The 17,954-nt window shown below is 68.4% G+C and carries 16 protein-coding genes and 4 pseudogenes; 10 read left to right on the forward strand and 10 right to left on the reverse strand.

All coding sequences use genetic code 11. The features are described from left to right. Positions 1-72 precede the first annotated feature (72 nt). Together OG432_RS34880 and OG432_RS00125 are read right to left on the reverse strand one after the other, a co-directional pair. Positions 73-211: pseudogene (locus tag OG432_RS34880) on the reverse strand (IS256 family transposase); the annotation flags it as partial. Between the two features lie 15 nt (positions 212-226). Further along, positions 227-1,108, reverse strand: coding sequence for a helix-turn-helix domain-containing protein (locus OG432_RS00125; protein WP_328306401.1), 882 nt, complete (start codon positions 1,106-1,108; stop codon positions 227-229). 166 nt (positions 1,109-1,274) lie between these two features. Here OG432_RS00125 and OG432_RS00130 point away from each other — a divergent pair, with 166 nt between their 5' ends. Further along, positions 1,275-1,574 (forward strand): putative quinol monooxygenase, encoded by a 300-nt coding sequence (locus OG432_RS00130; protein WP_328306403.1) that lies wholly within the window; start codon positions 1,275-1,277, stop codon positions 1,572-1,574. A gap of 94 nt (positions 1,575-1,668) precedes the next feature. On the opposite strand, the pseudogene OG432_RS00135 reads toward OG432_RS00130, so the two are convergent. Both OG432_RS00135 and OG432_RS00140 read right to left on the reverse strand, forming a co-directional pair. After that, positions 1,669-2,854: pseudogene (locus OG432_RS00135) on the reverse strand (IS256 family transposase). 270 nt (positions 2,855-3,124) lie between these two features. Further along, positions 3,125-3,965: pseudogene (locus OG432_RS00140) on the reverse strand (IS5 family transposase). Between the two features lie 360 nt (positions 3,966-4,325). Between OG432_RS00140 and OG432_RS00145 the strand changes: the two are divergent. Continuing rightward, positions 4,326-5,777 carry an NF041680 family putative transposase gene (locus tag OG432_RS00145; RefSeq protein WP_328306405.1) on the forward strand — a complete coding sequence of 484 codons (1,452 nt, stop codon included), beginning with the start codon at positions 4,326-4,328 and terminating at the stop codon, positions 5,775-5,777. A gap of 445 nt (positions 5,778-6,222) precedes the next feature. Here the strand turns inward: OG432_RS00145 and OG432_RS00150 are convergent, their stop codons facing one another. From OG432_RS00150 to OG432_RS00160, 3 genes are read right to left on the reverse strand one after another with little or no spacing between them, the layout of a single operon-like run. Beyond that, positions 6,223-6,726: a nucleoside 2-deoxyribosyltransferase gene (locus tag OG432_RS00150; protein WP_328306407.1), complete on the reverse strand. Its 504-nt coding sequence runs from the start codon at positions 6,724-6,726 to the stop codon at positions 6,223-6,225. Continuing rightward, positions 6,723-7,469, reverse strand: coding sequence for a class I SAM-dependent methyltransferase (locus tag OG432_RS00155; RefSeq protein ID WP_328306409.1), 747 nt, complete (start codon positions 7,467-7,469; stop codon positions 6,723-6,725). The genes OG432_RS00150 and OG432_RS00155 overlap by 4 nt, the downstream gene beginning before the upstream one ends. A gap of 13 nt (positions 7,470-7,482) precedes the next feature. Continuing rightward, positions 7,483-8,499, reverse strand: a complete 1,017-nt coding sequence (locus OG432_RS00160) for a thymidylate synthase (RefSeq protein WP_328306411.1) — start codon at positions 8,497-8,499, stop codon at positions 7,483-7,485. A gap of 355 nt (positions 8,500-8,854) precedes the next feature. Here OG432_RS00160 and OG432_RS00165 point away from each other — a divergent pair, with 355 nt between their 5' ends. Both OG432_RS00165 and OG432_RS00170 read left to right on the forward strand, forming a co-directional pair. Beyond that, a complete protein-coding gene (locus tag OG432_RS00165) occupies positions 8,855-9,886 on the forward strand; it encodes an alcohol dehydrogenase catalytic domain-containing protein (protein WP_328306413.1) in 1,032 nt (343 codons plus the stop codon). 109 nt (positions 9,887-9,995) lie between these two features. After that, positions 9,996-10,619, forward strand: coding sequence for a hypothetical protein (locus OG432_RS00170; RefSeq protein WP_328306415.1), 624 nt, complete (start codon positions 9,996-9,998; stop codon positions 10,617-10,619). 114 nt (positions 10,620-10,733) lie between these two features. Here the strand turns inward: OG432_RS00170 and OG432_RS00175 are convergent, their stop codons facing one another. Together OG432_RS00175 and OG432_RS00180 are read right to left on the reverse strand one after the other, a co-directional pair. Then, on the reverse strand, positions 10,734-11,084 hold the full coding sequence (locus tag OG432_RS00175) for a hypothetical protein (RefSeq protein WP_328306417.1): 351 nt from the start codon (positions 11,082-11,084) through the stop codon (positions 10,734-10,736). Positions 11,085-11,273: 189 nt separating this feature from the next. Continuing rightward, on the reverse strand, positions 11,274-11,561 hold the full coding sequence (locus OG432_RS00180) for a hypothetical protein (protein ID WP_328306419.1): 288 nt from the start codon (positions 11,559-11,561) through the stop codon (positions 11,274-11,276). A 585-nt stretch (positions 11,562-12,146) separates the two neighbouring features. On the opposite strand from OG432_RS00180, the gene OG432_RS00185 reads away from it, so the two are divergent. The 6 genes and pseudogenes from OG432_RS00185 (at position 12,147) to OG432_RS00210 (ending at position 17,421) form a co-directional block, all read left to right on the forward strand. Beyond that, entirely contained in the window at positions 12,147-12,476 is a 330-nt protein-coding gene (locus OG432_RS00185) for a DUF6233 domain-containing protein (protein ID WP_328306421.1), read from the forward strand. 556 nt (positions 12,477-13,032) lie between these two features. After that, the gene (locus OG432_RS00190) at positions 13,033-13,839 is read left to right on the forward strand and encodes an SDR family oxidoreductase (protein ID WP_328306423.1); all 807 of its coding nucleotides are present in this window, start codon (positions 13,033-13,035) and stop codon (positions 13,837-13,839) included. 27 nt (positions 13,840-13,866) lie between these two features. Beyond that, entirely contained in the window at positions 13,867-14,760 is an 894-nt protein-coding gene (locus tag OG432_RS00195; protein WP_443058309.1) for a helix-turn-helix transcriptional regulator, read from the forward strand. Positions 14,761-15,049: 289 nt separating this feature from the next. Continuing rightward, positions 15,050-15,193 (forward strand): annotated as a pseudogene (locus tag OG432_RS00200) (transposase); the annotation flags it as partial. 212 nt (positions 15,194-15,405) lie between these two features. Further along, positions 15,406-15,819: a hypothetical protein gene (locus tag OG432_RS00205; RefSeq protein WP_328306425.1), complete on the forward strand. Its 414-nt coding sequence runs from the start codon at positions 15,406-15,408 to the stop codon at positions 15,817-15,819. 1,008 nt (positions 15,820-16,827) lie between these two features. Further along, positions 16,828-17,421 carry a hypothetical protein gene (locus OG432_RS00210; protein WP_328306427.1) on the forward strand — a complete coding sequence of 198 codons (594 nt, stop codon included), beginning with the start codon at positions 16,828-16,830 and terminating at the stop codon, positions 17,419-17,421. Here the strand turns inward: OG432_RS00210 and OG432_RS00215 are convergent. Further along, positions 17,401-17,943, reverse strand: a complete 543-nt coding sequence (locus OG432_RS00215; RefSeq protein ID WP_328306429.1) for a hypothetical protein — start codon at positions 17,941-17,943, stop codon at positions 17,401-17,403. The genes OG432_RS00210 and OG432_RS00215 overlap by 21 nt on opposite strands. Positions 17,944-17,954: the final 11 nt, after the last annotated feature.

The raw sequence follows: 17,954 nt of genomic DNA on the forward strand, positions 1-17,954 counted from the left end.
TCAGAGGTGGACAGCCTCGTTTCGGCCGGGCGGAGAGCAATTGTCAAGAGTTGTGGTTCGGGTGACGCGTGATCAGGCAGCCGCGGCCTCCTCGCGCTCGACCAGGACGCTGTTTTCGAACCTTGTTCCTGCCCGGACCAGCGCGACGAGGTGCGCCGCGGTGATCGCTAGCCAGCGCGGCGGCCGCGCTGCCGGCTCCGCGGGTGATCCGGTGAGACTCGGTAATTCAGTTGAGCTGGCTGTTGTGGTTGGCACGTGTCTCGTCGGCAGCGGGTTGTGACGGGCTGAGGCTGGCCAGAAGCTGCAGCGATGCGGTGGCGTCCGAGCCGGGCGGAGCGCTGTAGATCATCATGGTCATGTCGGGATCGTCCGGGGCGCGCATGGCGACGTAGTCGAGGGTGAGGTCGCCGAGCTGGGGGTGGGCGAAGTGTTTCTTGCCTCGTGTCTTGCCCCGGACGTTGTGGTCCGCCCAGAGGCGGCGAAAGTCGTCGCTGCCCAGGGAGAGCTCGCCGATCAGGCTGGCCAGTTGAGGGTCGTCTGGGTGGCGGCCGGCGTCGAGGCGGAGGTTGGCAACGGTGTCGCGGGCTTTGTCGTCCCAGTCGGGGTAGAGGTCTTTGGCTGCCTCGTCGAGGAAGACCAGCCGGGCCATGTTCCGTTCGGCGGCGGGCATGGCGGGAAAGTCGGCGATGAGGGCTCGGGCCATGTCATTCCAGGCCAGGATGTCCAGGCGGCGGCCGACGATGTAGGCGGGGACGCCGGTGAGGGCGTTCAGGGCCTGGCGCATCTCGGCGCCGACCTGCTGCGGGCGGCTGGGTCGCTTGCGGGCGGTGGTGGGGCGGGCGAGGTTGTGCAGGTGGGTGCGTTCATCGGCGTCCAAGCGCAGGGCGCGAGCGACGGCGTCCAGGACGTCGGAGGAGACATTGCGGGCGCGGCCCTGTTCCAGGCGGGTGTAGTAGTCGACGCTGACGCCGGCGAGCAGGGCGAGCTCTTCGCGGCGCAGGCCGGGCACTCGCCGCTGGCCGCCGAATTCGGGGACGCCGACGTCGCCGGGGCTGAGCCGGGCCCGCCGGGCCTGCAGAAACTCGCTGAGCTGCTGTGCGCGATCCATGGATCCAGTGTGCGGATGCCCGAAGCGTTCTGCCTGGTCCTGGCAGACCCAGGCAGGGCCGACCCCGGCTGAGCGGAGCCCTGGGTGGTCCTGGGGTTGGCTTGCAGCATGGATGTCGTTCGCCAGCGGACATCCATTGCAAGACCATCTCACCTGGAGTTTTCTCATGTCGAACACCCTCACCCTCGTCGCCAGCTTCGTCGCCAAGCCGGGCCAGGAGGAGCGGCTGCGAGACGAGCTGAACGCGATGATCGCCCCGTCCGTCGCCGAGGAGGGCTGCCTGGGATACCAGCCCTTCACCGACCCCAACCACCTGGAGCGGATGATCATCCTGGAGGAATGGGTCGACAGCCGGGCGCTCGACCACCACTTCACGCTGCCACACTTCCAGCACGTCGCGAAGGTCTTGGACGAGATCCTCGCCGAGTCCTTCACCCTCCGGAAGCTGACCGACATCCCCAGCTGATCCGCCGGTTCTGCTGCGAGGCGGCCTCTTGCATCACCGGGGCCGCCTCGGCGTTTCCGATCTGCCACCAGCCTTGTGGGGCGGTTGAGATGGTTCAGGCTGCGTGAGCCTGGGGACGTTCGACGAGCTCGCCGTTGCGGAACACCGCGCCGGCGCGGACCAGGGCGACGAGGTGGGGCGCGGTGACCGCCCGCCAGCGTTCCTGGGCGGACTCGACCAGCTTGAAGACCATGGCCAGGGCGGCGGCCGGGCTGCCCGCGCCGCGCGTGACCTTGGTGCGGAGTTTCAGAAGGCCAGCAGCTCGTCGGTCTCCTCGGTGACCTTCTTCACCGCCTTGGGCCACTTCGCCTCGTAGGTGCGGGCGAACTCCTTGACCGCCTTGGCGGCGTGGTCACGGTCCTCGGCGTTGTAGATTTCCTGCAGGGCCCGCTTCGCACCGGGCTGGGAGGACTTCGGCAGCGCGTTGACGACGTTCCTGGTCTTGTGAACCCAGCACCTTTGGTGCCTGGCCTGCGGAAACACCTCCGCGAGCGCCCGCCACAGACCCATCGCGCCGTCCGCGACGACGAGTTCGGGATCCCGCATGCCGCGGCGGCGGCAGTCCCGCAGCAGATCGGCCCAGGACTCGGCCGACTCACGCAGCCCCTCGGCGAGCGCGATCAGCTCCTTGGTGCCGTCCGCGCGCACGCCCATCAGCACCAGAGCACACAGGAACGGGCCTGCCCGAGGCGGACCTTGGGGTGCACGCCGTCGGCCCACACGTACACGTAGTCGGACTCCGACAGGTCGCGCTCCTGGGAAGCGGCGTGATCGGCCTGCCACTGCCTCGTCAGCCGCGTCACCGTCGCCGACGACAGCCCCGCCGAGCCGCCCAGGAACTGCTCCAGCGCCGGCACGAAGTCCCCCGAGGACAGCCCGTGCAGGTAGAGCAGGGGCAGCACCTCGCTGATCTTCGGCGACTTGCGGCACCAGGACGGCAGGATCTTCGAGGAAAACCGCCGACGCTCACCGGACTCGGCATCGACGCGCCGGTCGTTCACCCGCGGGGCGGTGACCTCGATGGGCCCGGCGGCCGTGGTCACCGTGCGCGGCCGGTGACGGCCGTTGCGGACCACCAGACGCCGGCCGGCCTCGTCCTTCTCGGCAGCGAGATCGGCTATGTACTGATCAACCTCCGCTTCCAGGACGGCCGCCAGCATCCGCCGGGCCCCCTCACGGACGATCTCGTCGATCAGGGAGCCGGACTCCGTGGTGCCGTCCTCGTTGACTACGCTGAGCATGGGCGTGCCTTCCCGACCGACGGTGCAACGTCGGTCCACTCGGTGACCTATCGATCACTCGGGAAGGTACGCCCTTTCACGTCCCAACCCGAGGCCGATCCACAGATCTTGAGCATGGCTCCCGGGCGGAACGTGCAGGCCATTGCTGTGATGCGTGAGCGTGTCGGTCTGCCGACGCCGAGTGTGCATGAGTGTGTTGGTCTGGTGGATCAGCGGTTCAGCGTGTTACGGCAGGGGCCGCCGCACTCGTGAAGATGCCGCGGGCGGTGGTCATGCGTCGCGCCAGTTCGGGGTCGATTCGCGTGAGGCGGCGGCTTATGAGGTCGACCATCGCCACCTTGATCATGGCTTCGGAGCGGTTGGGATGCGTCTCATAGTCGCGGGCGAGGCGGCGATGGTGCATGAGCCAGCCGAAGTTCCGCTCGACGACCCAGCGCCGCGGAATGACCTTGAAGCCCTTCTGGGCAGGGTCGCGGCTGGTGACTTCGAGGTCGATGCCGAGGCGGGCACCGGGGTCGATGACCTTGGTGCGGTAGCCGGTGTCGGCCCATGCCTTGGTGATGCGGGGGTGGTCGGCGGCGATGGCCGTGAGCAGGTGGATGCCGCCGACGTTGTCGGAGACGCTGGCGGCGGTGACCAGCACGGTCAGGAGAAGGCCGAGTGTGTCGACGCCGATGTGGCGTTTGCGGCCTGAGATCTTCTTGCCCGCGTCGATGCCCTGGCCGGCGGCCGGGACGTTCGCGGAAGTCTTGACGCTCTGGGCGTCCAGGACGCAGGCGCTCGGCTCGGCGTCGCGGCCTTCGGCTTCCCGCACCAGGCGGCGCAGGAGACCGTTGAGCCGGTCGAGGACCGCGTCCTTCTGCCAGGCGGCGAAGTACCCGTAGACGGTTTCCCACGGGGCGAAGTCGTGTGGCAGGTACCGCCAGGGGACCCCGGTCCGATCGACATAGAGGATGGCGTCCATGATCCGGCGCAGGTCGTGCTCGGGCGGCCGACCGATGTCCAGGCCCTTTCCTTTTCGTTCGGCCCGCCAAGCTGTCAGGGTTGGTTCCAGCAGTTCCCAACGGGCATCGGACAGGTCACTCGGATATGGCCGCTGTCTGCGAGGCATGTTTCCGAAGTACCGATGGCCGCAGCCCCGCCACAGGGCGCACATAGGCGTGACCCGGGGCGTGTTGGGATTCGACAGGAGCGAAGGGACCAAACGGACCCTCGAAGGACGTCACCCGCCCCACCTGCCACAGCAGACGTCCACTGACTCAGCCCACCGCAGCGGTCCACCAACTAAACTGTAATGAAACACCCCTGACAGGACAAAACGCTCATTTAGCTTGTGCTTTATGGTCTGGCCTCGAACGATGCCCCGAACGTGATCGCCCGTAGGTGGATTCCGGGGACGTGAGCACGGGCCTTTGCCTGATGCTGTGCTCCGACCAACGAGGCGCTTGACCGGCACGAAGGCCGTGGGGGAATGAGTCTGCTCCATCAGGATGGTCAGCGGGATGCGTTCGCTGTGGCGTCACACTTCCGGAACGACTTCTACGCATCTCTGACCAGTCGGCGCGATGGCCTGTTCGAGGTCACGGACGCGCTGCTGTGCGCAGACGGGCCGGTGACTTCTCCGGTGGATCTGACACTGCTGGCCGAGCACCGCCGTGGACACGGCGCTCTCTACGGGGCTTTGAACGAGGGCCGCATCGACGCGGTGCGGTTGCGGCGGACGCTGGCCGCGCTGCCCCAGCCGAAGGCCGCCGACGGCCGGCTTGTCCTGGCCGTGGATGTGAGCAACTGGCTGCGGCCGGACGCGGAATGCAGTGAGGACAGGCTGTTCTGCCACACCTTCGGCCGGGGTCGGGACCAGCACCTGATGATCCCGGGCTGGCCATACTCCTTCGTCGCCGCGTTGGAGGCGGGCCGCACCTCTTGGTGCCAGCTGCTGGACGCGGTGCGGCTCGGCCCCGAGGACGACGTCGCCGAGGTCACCGCGCGACAGGTCCGCCGGGTGGTCGAGGATCTGCTCGTCGCCGGGCGGTGGCGCGAGGGCGAACCGGACATCCTGGTCGTCTTCGACGCCGGTTACGACGCTCCGCGCATGGCCTACCTTCTCGGCGGACTGCCCGTCGAGGTCCTGGGGCGGATGCGCTCGGACCGTGTCATGCGCCGGCCGACACCCACGCAGCTGGAGTACGCCGGAGCGTATCCCCAGGGAGGACGCCCTCCGAAGCACAGCAAGGAGTTCCGGTTCATCAAGCCCGAGACCTGGGGCGAGCCCGACGCGGCGACCGTCCAGATCGCCGACCGCTACGGCACAGCCCTGGCGATGGCCTGGGACCGCCTCCACCCTCGTCTCACCACCCGCTCCGCATGGATCGACCACGACAGAGAACTCCCCGTCATCGAAGGGACGGTGATCGGTCTGGAGGTCGACCGCCTACCCGGCGGTGGAGACCCGCTGCCGCTGTGGCTGTGGTCCTCCGCCATCGGTATGACCGGCTCCGACGTGGATCTGCGATGGCAGGTTTTCCTGCGGCGCTTCGACCTGGAACACACCTTCCGGATGATCAAGCAGACGCTCGGCTGGACCCGGCCCAAGCTCCGAACGCCACAAGCCGCGGACCTGTGGACGTGGCTGATCATCGTCGCGCACACCCAGTTGCGGCTTGCCCGGCCACTCGCCGAAGACGTCCGGCGGCCCTGGGAACGGCCGACCCAACCGAACAGGCTCACCCCGGCCCGGGTCCGCCGGGGGTTCAGGAACCTCCGTCCGGCCTTGCCCTGTCCGGCCCGTGCGCCGAAACCGTCGCGGCCCGGCACCGGCAGGCCCCTCGGCTCGAAGAACAAGCGGCCCGCCACCCGCTACGACGTGGGCAAAACCGTCAGACGACCCGAGACCATCATCGAACGCGACCGAGCCAGACCCTGACGAGGTCGCGGGAGACCTCGGCGGTCAGGTCGCAGTGGGTATGTAGGGCGCTGCTGCTTCCTGGGCCATCGTCCGAAGGATGCCTTCGAGAGCACCAAGGCAGGCATCCGCCCGCTCCCTGGCCCATGCAACTGCCAGAGCGGCGCGGCCCTGGCCGGGCCAGGCGGGCCAAGAAATCCAGGGTCTCGCACCGTCTCCGGAGGCTCGGCGTACGTCCCTCTGCTACCGGATCGAACCTGCGGGAGGTGCCCCCCCGTCGTAGCGCTCGGTCGCAGGCTGGACCGCTCTCTCTCCCACACACACCGGTAGCCGGCTCCGTACAGGCAGCCGCGGGCGGTCGCCGGTCGCCCGTGGTGATTTCGGGGATCCCGGCGCAGCCTGGTGGCAACGGGTGTGCCCCGGTCGCGGGCGGCGGTCGGGGCACGGTCGTCAGCTGTCGGGTTGGTCAGTTTTCTGTGGCGTTCAGGGCGAGGCGGTTCACGGTGGCGATGACCTCGTCGGCGAGGGATTGTGCGTCGCTGATGGTGAGGTAGGTGACGTCGGCGACGGTGTGGAGGCCGCGGACGAGGAAGGCGTAGTCCGCGCCGTCTTCGAGGAGGAGGACGATGGGCTTGCCCAGTGCGGAGGCCCAGCCGATCTCGATGTGGGTGCCGGGGGAAGCGGGGTGGCCAGGGAAGGCGACGAAGACGGTGCTCGCGGAGATCTCGTCGTAGTCCAGGCGGGTGCACTCGTCGGGGGTGAGGAACTTCGCGCCCCACGATTCGCGGCGGTGGGCGTTGTAGACGTGGTAGTCCTCGGCCTCCAGGCGCTCGATGAGCGTCTCGAAGCGGGTACGGGCCTCGGTGTTCATGGCGCCGTCCGCGTCGACGAGGGCCTTGAAGGGGCCGCCGAGGAAGACGCTGCGGGTCTGCCGGCCAGCTGTGGTGGGGGCTGCGGTCGTGGTGGTCACTGCTTGACTCCCGTGACGATGTGGAACGGCGGGTGGGCGGTCTCGGCCGGGTTCGGTCCGGGCAGGGCCGAGGGGTCGGACAGGAGGGGTTCCTCGACGGTCAAGTCGGTGAAGCCGGCCTCGGTCAGGACGTCGAGGTAGGTCTGGCGGGGCCAGTGGTGGTCGATGAGCTCCAGCGGCTCGCGTCCGCCGGGCTGGTCCAGGAGGACCTGGCGGCGCTCGCCGGGGGCGTAGGTGCGGCCGGGTTCGCCGCTGCGGAAGGTGGCGAAGCGGACGCCCGTGGTGGCGGGGTTGGTGTCCAGGACCGCGTAGCGGGCGCCGGGGCGCAGGACACGGTGGACCTCGGCGGCGATCTCGTGGAGGACCGGGACTTCGCCGACGTTGATGAAGACGTAGCAGGACATGGCCGCGTCGATCGAGTCGTCGGCGAGGAAGGTCAGTTTGCCGCTGTCGATCTGCCGGTAGTCGATGCGGGGGTGCGGACGCAGGGCCTGGGCGATTTCCAGCATGTGGGGGGAGATGTCGGCGGCCACGACCCGGACGTCGTCGCAGGATTCGGTGACGCGGGTGGCGACCTTGCCGGGGCCGCAGCCGTAATCCAGGACCGTGCGTACGGCAGGGGTGGCGATGCCGAGGGTGCGGAAGACGGCCGGGTAGCCGATGAGGCGCTCGGGGAGGTCGTCGTAGGCGTCGAAGCCGTCGGCGATCGAGGGCGTGGACTGCCAGTGGGTGCTGGTCGTCATGGCGGGATGCCTTTCAGCTGGCGACGGGGACGGGTGCGGGGGCTGCGACGCGTGCGGGGCAGATGCTCGGCCAGCGCTCTTCCATCAGACGGCGGTAGAGCGGCCACAGGCGGGTCAGTTGCTCTTCACCGACGTGTTCCTTGCTGCGGATGCGGCGGTGGATCTCGAAGAGGACCAGGACCTGGGCCCAGTACTCGGGCAGCCCGTGGATGCTCGGATCGGCGGCGAGCCGGTGGCGGCCGGTGCGTAGCTGCTCTTCCACGGCGAGGACCTCGCGTACGTAGGGCCAGTTGTCGCCTTCCGGCATGGACGGGAAGGGACATGCCGGGGGCTCGTCGGACGCCGGGTCGGCGAGGACTTCCAAGGCGCGCGCGTGGTCGGGGTCGTAGAGGTGGAGGGAGCCGACCTGGTGTACGTACGAGCCGAGGGGGACGCCGAGTTCGCGGGCGAGCATCTCCTGGAGGAAGGTGAAGGAGAAGACGTCGCTGGTCATGCCGCGGTAGACGTCGTTGGCGCGCATGAACCCGACACCGTGCAGGGCGCCTTCGCGCAGCAGGAACTGCAGACCGAGGGTGCAGGAGACGTCCGGGTTGCCGGGGACCTGGAGTTCCTCGCCGCGGAAGATCTGGATGACCGCGCGCTTGGAGTCCGGGTCGTCCCGAAGGGTTTCCGCTACGGCCGGCCACTGGTCGGGCCTGCCTTCGGCGGCCCCGAACAGGGCGCGGCCGTAGGCGGTGCCGGTCAGCCGGTGTCCGTCGGCGGAGTACTTGCGGATGCTGGGCGCGTAGTACGCGATGAAGTCGAGGTCGTCCCGGCCTGCCAGGTACCAGAGGGCTTCGGCGAAGTTGAAGACGATGTTCAGGCGCCGGGCCGGCACGAACGGAACCCGCTGGTCGGCCCGCGCGAGCCGGAAGCGGACACCGATCTGCTCGCGGCTGGCGTAGCCGCGCGGGGCGTTGCGGTAGGCGGGCTCGTCGATCAGCCACCGCAGCATGTGTGGGTAGGCATGGTGAAAGGTTTCGAAGTCCACGGAGTCGCTCTCTGCCGACGATGATCCACTCCGGTGGGAACGTACTGTCCGCCCGCCCCGGCCCCTGCCGGGCGGCGGGCTCCGAAACTGAGCGGCCAAGTGGACAAGGCCGCAGGTCAGAAGCGCTCAAGGTAACTCGGACGGCGGAGCCGATCTCTCTCCCAGTTTTCCGGATGCCGCCCACCCATCGGGTGAACCGTTGATCCGGATATGCCGGATAGCCGCAGGTCAGGCGAGGGAGAAACGTCAATTCAGGTACCCGTGTCGGGCATCGGGCGTTAACCGCGCTGCGACTGTGTGACGATCTTGGGTCGGAGGCCGTCGAACCGTCGGCGGGCGGTACCTGGAGGTCCCGATGGCCAGCGGTGTGATGTCGGCGGCGGTACTGCGAGCCTTGGGCAAGTCCCTGGAGATCGAGCTCCGCCCGCGCCCCGTCCCGGGTCCGGGACAGGTACTCGTCCGCGTTCGTGCGGCCGGCCTGTGCCACACCGATCTCCACCTGGCCGACGGCTCCGCCGTCACCCCTCCGCTGCCCATCGTCCTCGGGCACGAGATCGCCGGGGAGGTCGTCGAAGTCGGTTCCGGTGTCCGGGCTGCTCCCGGCGACCGGGTCCTGGCCTACTACTACGAGGGCTGCGGCGCCTGCACCTGGTGCGCGACCGGCTCGGAGAACCTCTGCCCCATCCCCGCGGCCAAGGTCGGCTTCGACTCCGACGGCGGACTGTGCGAGTACTACCTGGCCGGCGCCCGCTCCCTGGTGCCGATCGCGGACAGCGTGTCCTTCGCGGAAGCCGCCGTCCTCGGCTGCTCGGGAACGACCGCCGTACGCGTCGTCAGGTCCGTGGCCCGGACCGTCGCCGGTGAGACCCTCACGGTCATCGGCGCGGGCGGGGTAGGTCTGGCCGTCGTCCAGGTTGCCGTCGCGGACGGAGCGCGCGTCATCGCCGTCGACCCCCACGCGGCGAGCCGGGAACAGGCCCGCCGGTACGGGGCACACAACGTAATCGACCCGACCGCGAGCGACCCGGTCGCCGCCGTCCACACCTCGACGGACGGACACGGATGCGACGTGGTCGTCGACACAGTCGGCAACACGCACTCCCCCGGCCAGGCCGTACGGATGACAGGCACCCGCGGCCGTGTCGTCCTCGTCGGCTACACGGGCAAGCCAGCGAACCTGGACATCCTCGACGTGGTCGTACGCGAGACCGAGATCCGCGGCTCCGTCGGCGCCACCCTCGCCGACGCCCACACCGTCATGCAGATGGCCGAAGCCGGCCGCATCCGCGGACACGTGGAAGCCGAGTACCCCCTGGAACATGTCAACCAAGCCATGGCCCGCCTCGCCGCCGGCAACGTCACGGGGCGCCTGGTCATCACCCCCTGAAGGCAACGACCCCGGTCCGGATGGCCTGGAAGGCGCCAGGCCCATGGGCCACGCGACACCCGGGAGGCTCCGCCCGATATCGAGCTGCACGGACGGTAATACTGGGGATTTGGCCGCCGACGGCGGCGAGGACCAGGCGCCGGCCGGACAGGACTCCGAGCAGGCACCTGCGGCCCCGGTCGCTTCCCCCGCTGCAGACGAGCGCCCCCGCACCCCCGAAGGCATCGAGGCCGAGTACTTTGCTTCGGCGGAGTGGCAGATCCTGCGTCACGCCGACGGGCGGGTCGTCCCCACCCTGCCCGCCGTGCCGGTCGACAGGACCCTGACACAGCAGGAGTGGGAGGACGCGCTCACCATGGACCAGGGGGACCTCGCGGTCGCCGTCCTCGACGAGAAGCTGCATCTGTTGTACCGCCGGGGCGTTGACGACCACCGCCTGTGGCACGCGGTCTTCGACGGCACCGCGTGGTCCGAGCCCATCGCCCTGGAAGAGCAGACCACCGGCGACGGGGCGGCGCTGGCCGCCTTCGACGGCAAGCTCCACGCCGTCTACCCCGCGGCCGGCACCCAACGACTCGTCCACACCGTCCTCGAAGACGGCGAATGGAGCAAGGCCCAGCCCATCGACGGCCACGAGAGCGTCCAGGCCCCCGCGCTGCTGGCCCTGCCCGCCATGCCCAACAGCGCCGCAGCCCTTCTCCTCGTCCACGCCGGCCACACACCGGCCGAGTAACAGCAGCTCTCTCCTACGACAACTGCCCCCGGCCGCCCTGGCCGGGGGGAGTTGGCTCGGGGACAGCCGAGGTGTACGTCGCTGCCACCTACGCGAGGCATCACAGCCTGCCGGTCACTCCGAGAAGTGCTTCTGTGCCTCATCAGCGAGCTGTGCGGCGGTCTTGCCGGTGGGGTACAGCAGCACCGTTCCGGCGGGGACGTCCTGCCCGGCCGGTGCGTCCGGCCAGGAGGGGGGTACGTGGACTTCGCGCAGTGTGTCGATCAGGTCGGGGAATCGGCCCTCCCGGCGGGCTTGGGCGAGGCGGGAGGACAGGTACCGGTACATCGACGGCATGTGCGGCAGCACGCCCTCCGAGGCGAGGCGGTACATGACCTGGCGCAGCCTGATGCCGCCCTCATGGCTCCCCACGATCTCCCGGGCCCGGTCCACGACGACCGCCCACCGGATCCGCTCCCGCGTCATACCGGTACATGCACATGTACCCATCGCGCCCCGGCCGGCTGCCCCCGGTCGAAGCCGGCCTCTCCCACGGCTATCGCGTGGGAGAGGTGTCGGCGACCGGAAACGGCTTGCCCGCGGGGTCTGACCAGCAGATATCCAGCATCCGGTGATGTCGGGTTCACACTGTCGGCAGTGGCCGGCGGAAGTTGTTCAGAGTCCGCTGCCCACGATTGAGCCGCCGAAGGTTCCACCAGTCTGGAAGTTGTTGCCGACGCAATCGGCGGAGCCGAGGATGCCCTCGCAGTTGAGGACGTTGTCGAGGCCGATGCCCAGGAGACCCCCTCCGGGGGGCGGGTCGGCTGCGACGGACGGGGCGTTGACGTTCTGCGCGACCGTGCGCGGGGCGGCCAGGGCGGCCGGTGCGGCGGCCACAGCAGCGCCCAGCCCGGTGCAAACGGCCAACGCGATCGCGGCGACAGGGGCGGTGAAGCGAAACATCCTGACTCCTTCGTCTCCACAGCCGCGGTGTGCGGCTGCCCGCTCAGCTCAGCACGGCCACCAAATGTCCGCAGCTCAGCGCCCTCTCTCCGGGTAGGGCAGCCGAATCGTTGGGACGAGTCCGACGCCCCAGCGCGTGGTCCTCTGCCTCTGGCCAGTAGCCAGCTATCGATGACGGTCACAGCGACGGATCGGAAACTAGGCCCATAATTCGAACACGTGACGCAATGGATTGAGCCACTCATTGCGAGGAGAATCCGCCATAACGTCCCCCGCTCCAGGCCCTATGGCCAGGCCTCAACCGGTCACCTGGTCTCCCCAGACCGGTCCGTGCACCCGCTGCCACCAGCCGTGCTGCCGGTACGGCGTCGGCGGAAATCCCCTGTGCACCACGTGTCGCGAGCGACTGGCCAACGAGGGCCCATGACAGCCGCGACCACCAGCGAGCGGAAAGAGCACGCCGGGCGCAGCACGGTAGAAGGGCATGACGGCAATGGCATACAGCCACCAGCCCGGCCAGGGAGGCGGTAGCTCCCTCGGCTTCGCCAGCCGCCTCCCCGACGAAGCGGCGAGCAGGTGCTGAGCATGTACGACCCGCCTTCATCCGAACTGTCCCGCCTCGCAAAATTGCGCGTCGTGGAGGAGTACCAGGCGCACCAGCTGGAGCGGACGCGCGCTGTGATTCGCGAGTTCGAGGCCGAGCAGGAGCGTCTGCGCGAGCGGGAGAAGAAGCAGCGCATGCAGGTGTCGTGGAAACCGCAGCCCTCGTGCGCGGATGGCGGCGTCGCTCTGCTCCACCGGGGCAACTGCGGCCTGTACACGCAGGAGATGGGGTACCTCAACGCGCAGGAGGCGCAGATCGCGCCGGCCGAGGCGGGGATCGAGCCGTGCCAGGTGTGCCGCCCGCAGGACTGACCTGGGGGTGGACGAACGGCCGGACGCGATCGGGCAGGGCGCCGGTGTGGAAGGCATTACGGCATGACGTGGTCCTTGCCCGAGCCGATACTGACCGTGGCCGTGGCCGTGAACAGTCCGGTACTGCCCGCCGTGCACGCGGCGGAGCCGAAATGGGACGGGTTCCGCGCACAGCTCGCCGTGCACACAGGCGGTCGGGCAGTGCTGCGCTCTCGCCAGGGCACGGACCTGCTCGGGGCCTTCCCGGAGATTGGAGCGGCTGCCCTGGCGCAGCTGCCGCCGGACACGGGCCTGGACGGTGTTATGCGACCTGTCCGGATGTCTCACGCCCAAGGTGCCCCAGGTGAGTCAGCACACCAGGAAAGGGGGCTCTCACAGTACCTGTATCACCAGGGTCTCCCAGCCGTCCAAAACGCCTGTCAATCTGGATGAGTTGAAAGCGCCGACGACACTCCACGGACACGCACTGCAGCGTTAACCACATCAGTTCAGATTCAGCTGCCCGACTGCGCGACCGTGTCGGCGTGTTCTCCCACGACAGAAGGGACGGAGACCAATGGTGGACAACCAATGCACCACGCACACAGGACTTTTCGATCTGAGCGGAAAGTACGCTCTTGTCACTGGCGGCACCAGGGGAATTGGGATGATGATAGCGCGCGGCCTTCTCCAGGCCGGCGCCCGCGTCGTCATCAGCTCACGCAAGGCAGACACGTGCGCGGAAGCGCAGCGTGTGCTGTCCGAATTTGGAGACGTTCAAGCAATCCCCGCTGACCTGTCCAGGCACGACGAGTGTCAGCGCCTCGCTGATCATGTCAAGGCTGACTCGGAACGCCTCGACATCCTCGTCAACAACGCGGGAGCCATGTGGCGCGAGCCGCTGGAGACGTTCCCGGACGAGGCCTGGGACACAGTGATCGACCTCAACCTCAAGTCGCCGTTCTGGCTGGTGCAGGCGCTGCTCCCCGCACTTCGCCAGGCGGGCACCGCCGATGATCCCGCGCGGATCATCAACATCGGCAGTATCGCCGCCATCCACGTCGCTCAGGCGCCCAACTACTCGTACGCCAGCAGCAAGGCGGCACTCCATCAACTCACCAGAGTGCTTGCCAGAGAGCTGGGCCCACAGCACGTCACCGTGAACGCGGTAGCACCGGGAGTGTTCCCGTCGCAGATGATGGCGTCCACGCTCGATGCCATCGGCGACACGATCGCTGCGGCGACCCCGCTGCGCCGGCTCGGCCGCGACGACGACATGGCGGGTATCGCCGTGTTTCTCGCCAGCCGGGCTGGGTCCTACCTCACGGGCACCATCATCCCGGTGGACGGCGGCACCGCGACGACCGCATCGGGTACCCCTTAGATTGCGGGACGGCCTTACGGTGAGGGGATGGCCACGATGGATCTACGCACCGGGATACGGGAGTTCCTCAGCTCGCGTCGCGCCCGCATCACACCCGAGCAGGCGGGCCTGCCCGCTTACGGCGGCAACCGTCGGGTCAAAGGTCTGCGTCGCGAGGAGGTGGCGCTACTGGCGGGGGTATCGGTCGACTACTACGTGCGCATGGAGCGCGGCAGCCTCGCTGGTGCTTCCGACGGCGTGCTCGAGGCGTTGGCCTCTGCCTTGCAACTCGACGAGGCCGAGCGTGACCACCTGTTCCACCTCGCGCGTCAATCCGGGGCGCCCAGCGGCCCACGCCGGCGCAGACCTGCCGTGACGGTGCGCTCGACGCTGCAGCAGGTCCTCGACGCTATCTCCGATGCGCCGGCCTGGATCGGTAACGGACGATATGACGTGCTCGCCATGAATCAACTCGGTCGCGCGCTGTATTCACCGGTGCTGGCCGACCCGAGACGGCCCGCGAACACAGCGCGGTTCGTCTATCTGAACCCCGAGGCGGCCAGAGATCTCTTTGTCGACTACGACCAAATTACCGGTGCCGCTGCCGCGAAACTACGCATGGAAGCCGGGCGCAATCCGCACGACGAGGCGCTGATCGCCCTAGTCGGCGAACTGTCAACGCGCAGTGAACTATTTCGGCAGCGGTGGGCATCTCAGGACGTGCGGCTGCACCGGTCCGGCCGCAAACGTCTGCGCCATCCGATCGTGGGCCGGCTCGACCTGGACGTCGAGTCCCTGGAACTGCCCGCCGAACCCGGCCTGCACCTCAACGTCTACACCGCACCCGCGGGCACACCGACCGCTGACAATTTGACGCTCCTGGCGTCGTGGGCGGCCACCCAACAGACGCTGGCGACCGAGTTCGAAGCACACAACGGATAGCCCACCCCTCTCACTTCGATCACCTCGCTGATTCCGGATCCGTCCACCATCTCGGAGCTTGAGAACGGATGCCTTCTCCGCGCCCCTGACCACCTGCGCCGATGATCTGCCTGCGGATGATGAGCAGTCGATGAGACAGTTGTGGTAGCCCACGTAAACGGCGAGATCGTGGTGTGGGAGTCCGACCGGCTGGCGTTCGAGCGTCTCCAGCAGCGAATGGGTCGCCGCGGCACCGCTGCGGCCTAGGGGCTGTACGGATCCATGATCAACGCGTTGGTAGAACACCTGCGTGGTGAGACGTGAACTGAGCGATGCCGATTGGGTGTTGGTGGAGCCGTTGCTGCCGATAGGTGGGTACGGGCCGTATCCGCACCGGTTGCGGGACCAGTTCGAGGGTGTGGTCTGGCGGTTTCGTACCGGGAGCCAATGGCGTAACGCTGGGCACCTGTGAGGTGCCCAGCCCTGCCGGCCGCTGGCCTGCGGGAAGACGCATGGACGACGCTCGAAGGTGCCCCTGGCGCCGAGCCGGGCTGCATCGGGCGGCTAAGCACCGGTGCAGTGCGTAGCCGGAAACCTACCTTGCGGCGTGATCAAGAAGACCGCCAGACTTGGCAAGCCCTGCAGCCAGCCTGAAAGGACGCCTCCATGAGCGACCAGAGCGACACGACCACCTCGCCGGTACCGGTCGTGGTGACCTACCCCAACAACGACGCGCCGACGATCCCGCAAGGGCATCTGACCGCTACCGGCACGGGCGAGCCCGGAGCTGCGATTACTCTCGCCTACGACTTCTTTCCGGGCTCCTCGCCGATCGGCACCGCGGTGGTCGACGCCACCGGCGCCTGGTCCTGCACCCTAGAGCCCTACTTCGTCAACTCTGCGAAGACCCGGTCCGACGGGGAACACATCGAGGTCCGTCAGAAGTCCTCCCGCCCCACCGCGGCCGAGACCTGGACCAGCTTCAACTTCTGGATCGAATACGACACATCCTTCGACGAAGGCGATCCGTCGAGTAACGAAGGGCCGCCGAACCACGGCGCGTGGCAAGACCTGCGGTAGGTCACGGGCCCGCAGTTCCCACCACGGGGTCCCTGGTTGGGTTCTCAAGGCATGGCGGCAGTTGCACGGGATGGGGTGGCAGCAGTACGAGCCGCCCCTACCTCCCGAGACGAGCCAGTGATCACGTGGTCATCGCCGTCACCCGGCCTGTGCCCGCACGGCTGACTCCGCGTTGCCATTGGCGGAGCCAGCTCACCCAGCGGCCGCAGAAGGCCCGGCTCCGAACCCCGGGACCTCCTGCGCGCTGACTGCCGGCGTCACCTGCTCATCCCTGGAAGGGGTGGCCGTTCAGCGCCGGATGGAACACAGCGATCCCTCGAAGCCCACCTCGTGCAGCCCGATGTCGTGATGGAGATCGCCGTCGACGTCGTTCGTGATGCCGCAGGTCGGTGGCGACACTCAGTGCGGCCACACCGCGTCCGCGCCGACATCGAGGCGGCACAGGTACCGCTGTTCGGCAGCTGACCCGCGCGCGGGGACCCCGCCCGGCGAATCGGTGGGCTATGGAAGCTCGCTGCCTCTTCACCGCGCTCGCTGGTCCACCTGCCGATACGAGGGAACCGTGGCCCCTCCCGCGAGCTGCCAGAAGACGGCACACGGCAGCTTGATCTCGTGCGCCGCACCACTCGCTCCAGTTCGCCCCCTCACGCTGGAAGGAAATACGAGGACGGCTCGGCCCGGGGCGTCCGCAGACCGTGACGCTGCCCGGCCCAGGACACACCGACGAAGCCGTGATTGATCACGAGGCACGGCACTACCAGGAGAACCGGGATCTGTTCCACCAGCATCTCCACGCCGAGACCCTGTTCACGACCGGCAGCGCGAAGGTGTTCAGGGACACCGCCCGGCACTTCTTCGACGTCGCCCGAAACGGCCCCGCATACGTCCCCTCCATCCGAGCTACCCGCACTTCTGCACCGAGCTCCACTCCAACGACGGTATTCTCGGCGACGCGCGCGAGATCCACATCGAGTACTGCGACCAGTGGGACTCATGCCCCTGACCGACATGACCCAGCCGACCATGACGTTCAACGATCACCTCCAGCATCTCGCCGAGAGGGCCCTCGCATCCATCCCGGCCGCCGACGCCGGCGACATCTACGCTGTCTCCTTCCTCATCGACAACGAGGACGACGACCCTCGTCGGCCGACCTTGACGATCGGCTACAACACTGAAATTCAGGCCCGACGCAGCATCCAGGACGCCTCTGACCAGGCAGAAGCCCGCTGGAACTACGCTTTCTGGATCCAGAACGAGCTGGCCGTGGTCGGCGACCTGATCAGCGACCCCGCCGGGGCCACAGCTCGCCAGGAGTGGATCACCGAACTCGGACTTTGGTACGACGAGCCGACCGACCTCGCCGACTGGGATTCCGTCAGCGGGCCACTCGCCGCGCAGATCGAGGCCCGCTTCAACCAGACCTGCTGCCAGCTCGCCCGAACCCTCCACACGACCGGCGTCATCGAAACATCTGTCGGCCGAACCGTGCCGGTGATCGTCCACGAGCTGGAGTACCACGAGGCGATCGCCCGGCAGACCGAGGCCGCCAACCCGCTCGGCCTAGCCGGTGAGTTCACCTCATGGGTCCGCAATGGCTGAGGGATTCGGACCGTTCCAATACCCGACTCCACCATTGGGCACCAGCGGCTCCGGGTCCGCGACGAGGTCGAGGCCGAAGAAGCCCTCGCCCGAGGCCAGTTCCTCGCCGGCATGGCCACCGGCGAGGACCGTCCGGCACTGACCGGCCCGGCTGGCGCCGAGGCCGAGAGGCGGCTCGCCGAATTCGCCCGCCACACCGTCTTCGACGGCCAGGTCGCCACCGACGAAGCCCGCCTTCGCCGCATCGTGGCCCGCCACGAACCGCACCTGCACCTGCACCTCGGAGTCTTCGTCACCTGCGTCTACAACCCCGACCGCGCCCTGTGTCGAACGCCCGGCGCCTCCACCAACCGGCCCGTCCTGGACGACTGCCAGCCCCTCGCCTGCCGCAACACCGCGCTCACCCCCGCCAACCGCAACGCCCTGGCCGACCACCTCGCCCACTTGGAGAACGCCCTCGGCAAGGGCGACCTCCTGGCTCCCTACGTCCGTCACCGCCTTGAGGAACAGCACCCACGCCACGCCCGCGTTCC

It is taken from the genome of Streptomyces sp. NBC_00442 (assembly GCF_036014195.1).
Taxonomy (GTDB): domain Bacteria; phylum Actinomycetota; class Actinomycetes; order Streptomycetales; family Streptomycetaceae; genus Streptomyces.

Coding starts and splice junctions, on each gene's coding strand:
- OG432_RS00145 (WP_328306405.1), top strand. CDS start 4,326: ATGAGTCTGCTCCATCAGGATGGTCAGCGGGATGCGTTCGCTGTGGCG.
- OG432_RS00155 (WP_328306409.1), bottom strand. CDS start 7,469: ATGACGACCAGCACCCACTGGCAGTCCACGCCCTCGATCGCCGACGGC.
- OG432_RS00210 (WP_328306427.1), top strand. CDS start 16,828: ATGACCCAGCCGACCATGACGTTCAACGATCACCTCCAGCATCTCGCC.
- OG432_RS00180 (WP_328306419.1), bottom strand. CDS start 11,561: ATGTTTCGCTTCACCGCCCCTGTCGCCGCGATCGCGTTGGCCGTTTGC.
- OG432_RS00185 (WP_328306421.1), top strand. CDS start 12,147: ATGTACGACCCGCCTTCATCCGAACTGTCCCGCCTCGCAAAATTGCGC.
- OG432_RS00190 (WP_328306423.1), top strand. CDS start 13,033: ATGGTGGACAACCAATGCACCACGCACACAGGACTTTTCGATCTGAGC.
- OG432_RS00175 (WP_328306417.1), bottom strand. CDS start 11,084: ATGACGCGGGAGCGGATCCGGTGGGCGGTCGTCGTGGACCGGGCCCGG.
- OG432_RS00195 (WP_443058309.1), top strand. CDS start 13,867: ATGGCCACGATGGATCTACGCACCGGGATACGGGAGTTCCTCAGCTCG.
- OG432_RS00205 (WP_328306425.1), top strand. CDS start 15,406: ATGAGCGACCAGAGCGACACGACCACCTCGCCGGTACCGGTCGTGGTG.
- OG432_RS00165 (WP_328306413.1), top strand. CDS start 8,855: ATGGCCAGCGGTGTGATGTCGGCGGCGGTACTGCGAGCCTTGGGCAAG.
- OG432_RS00130 (WP_328306403.1), top strand. CDS start 1,275: ATGTCGAACACCCTCACCCTCGTCGCCAGCTTCGTCGCCAAGCCGGGC.
- OG432_RS00125 (WP_328306401.1), bottom strand. CDS start 1,108: ATGGATCGCGCACAGCAGCTCAGCGAGTTTCTGCAGGCCCGGCGGGCC.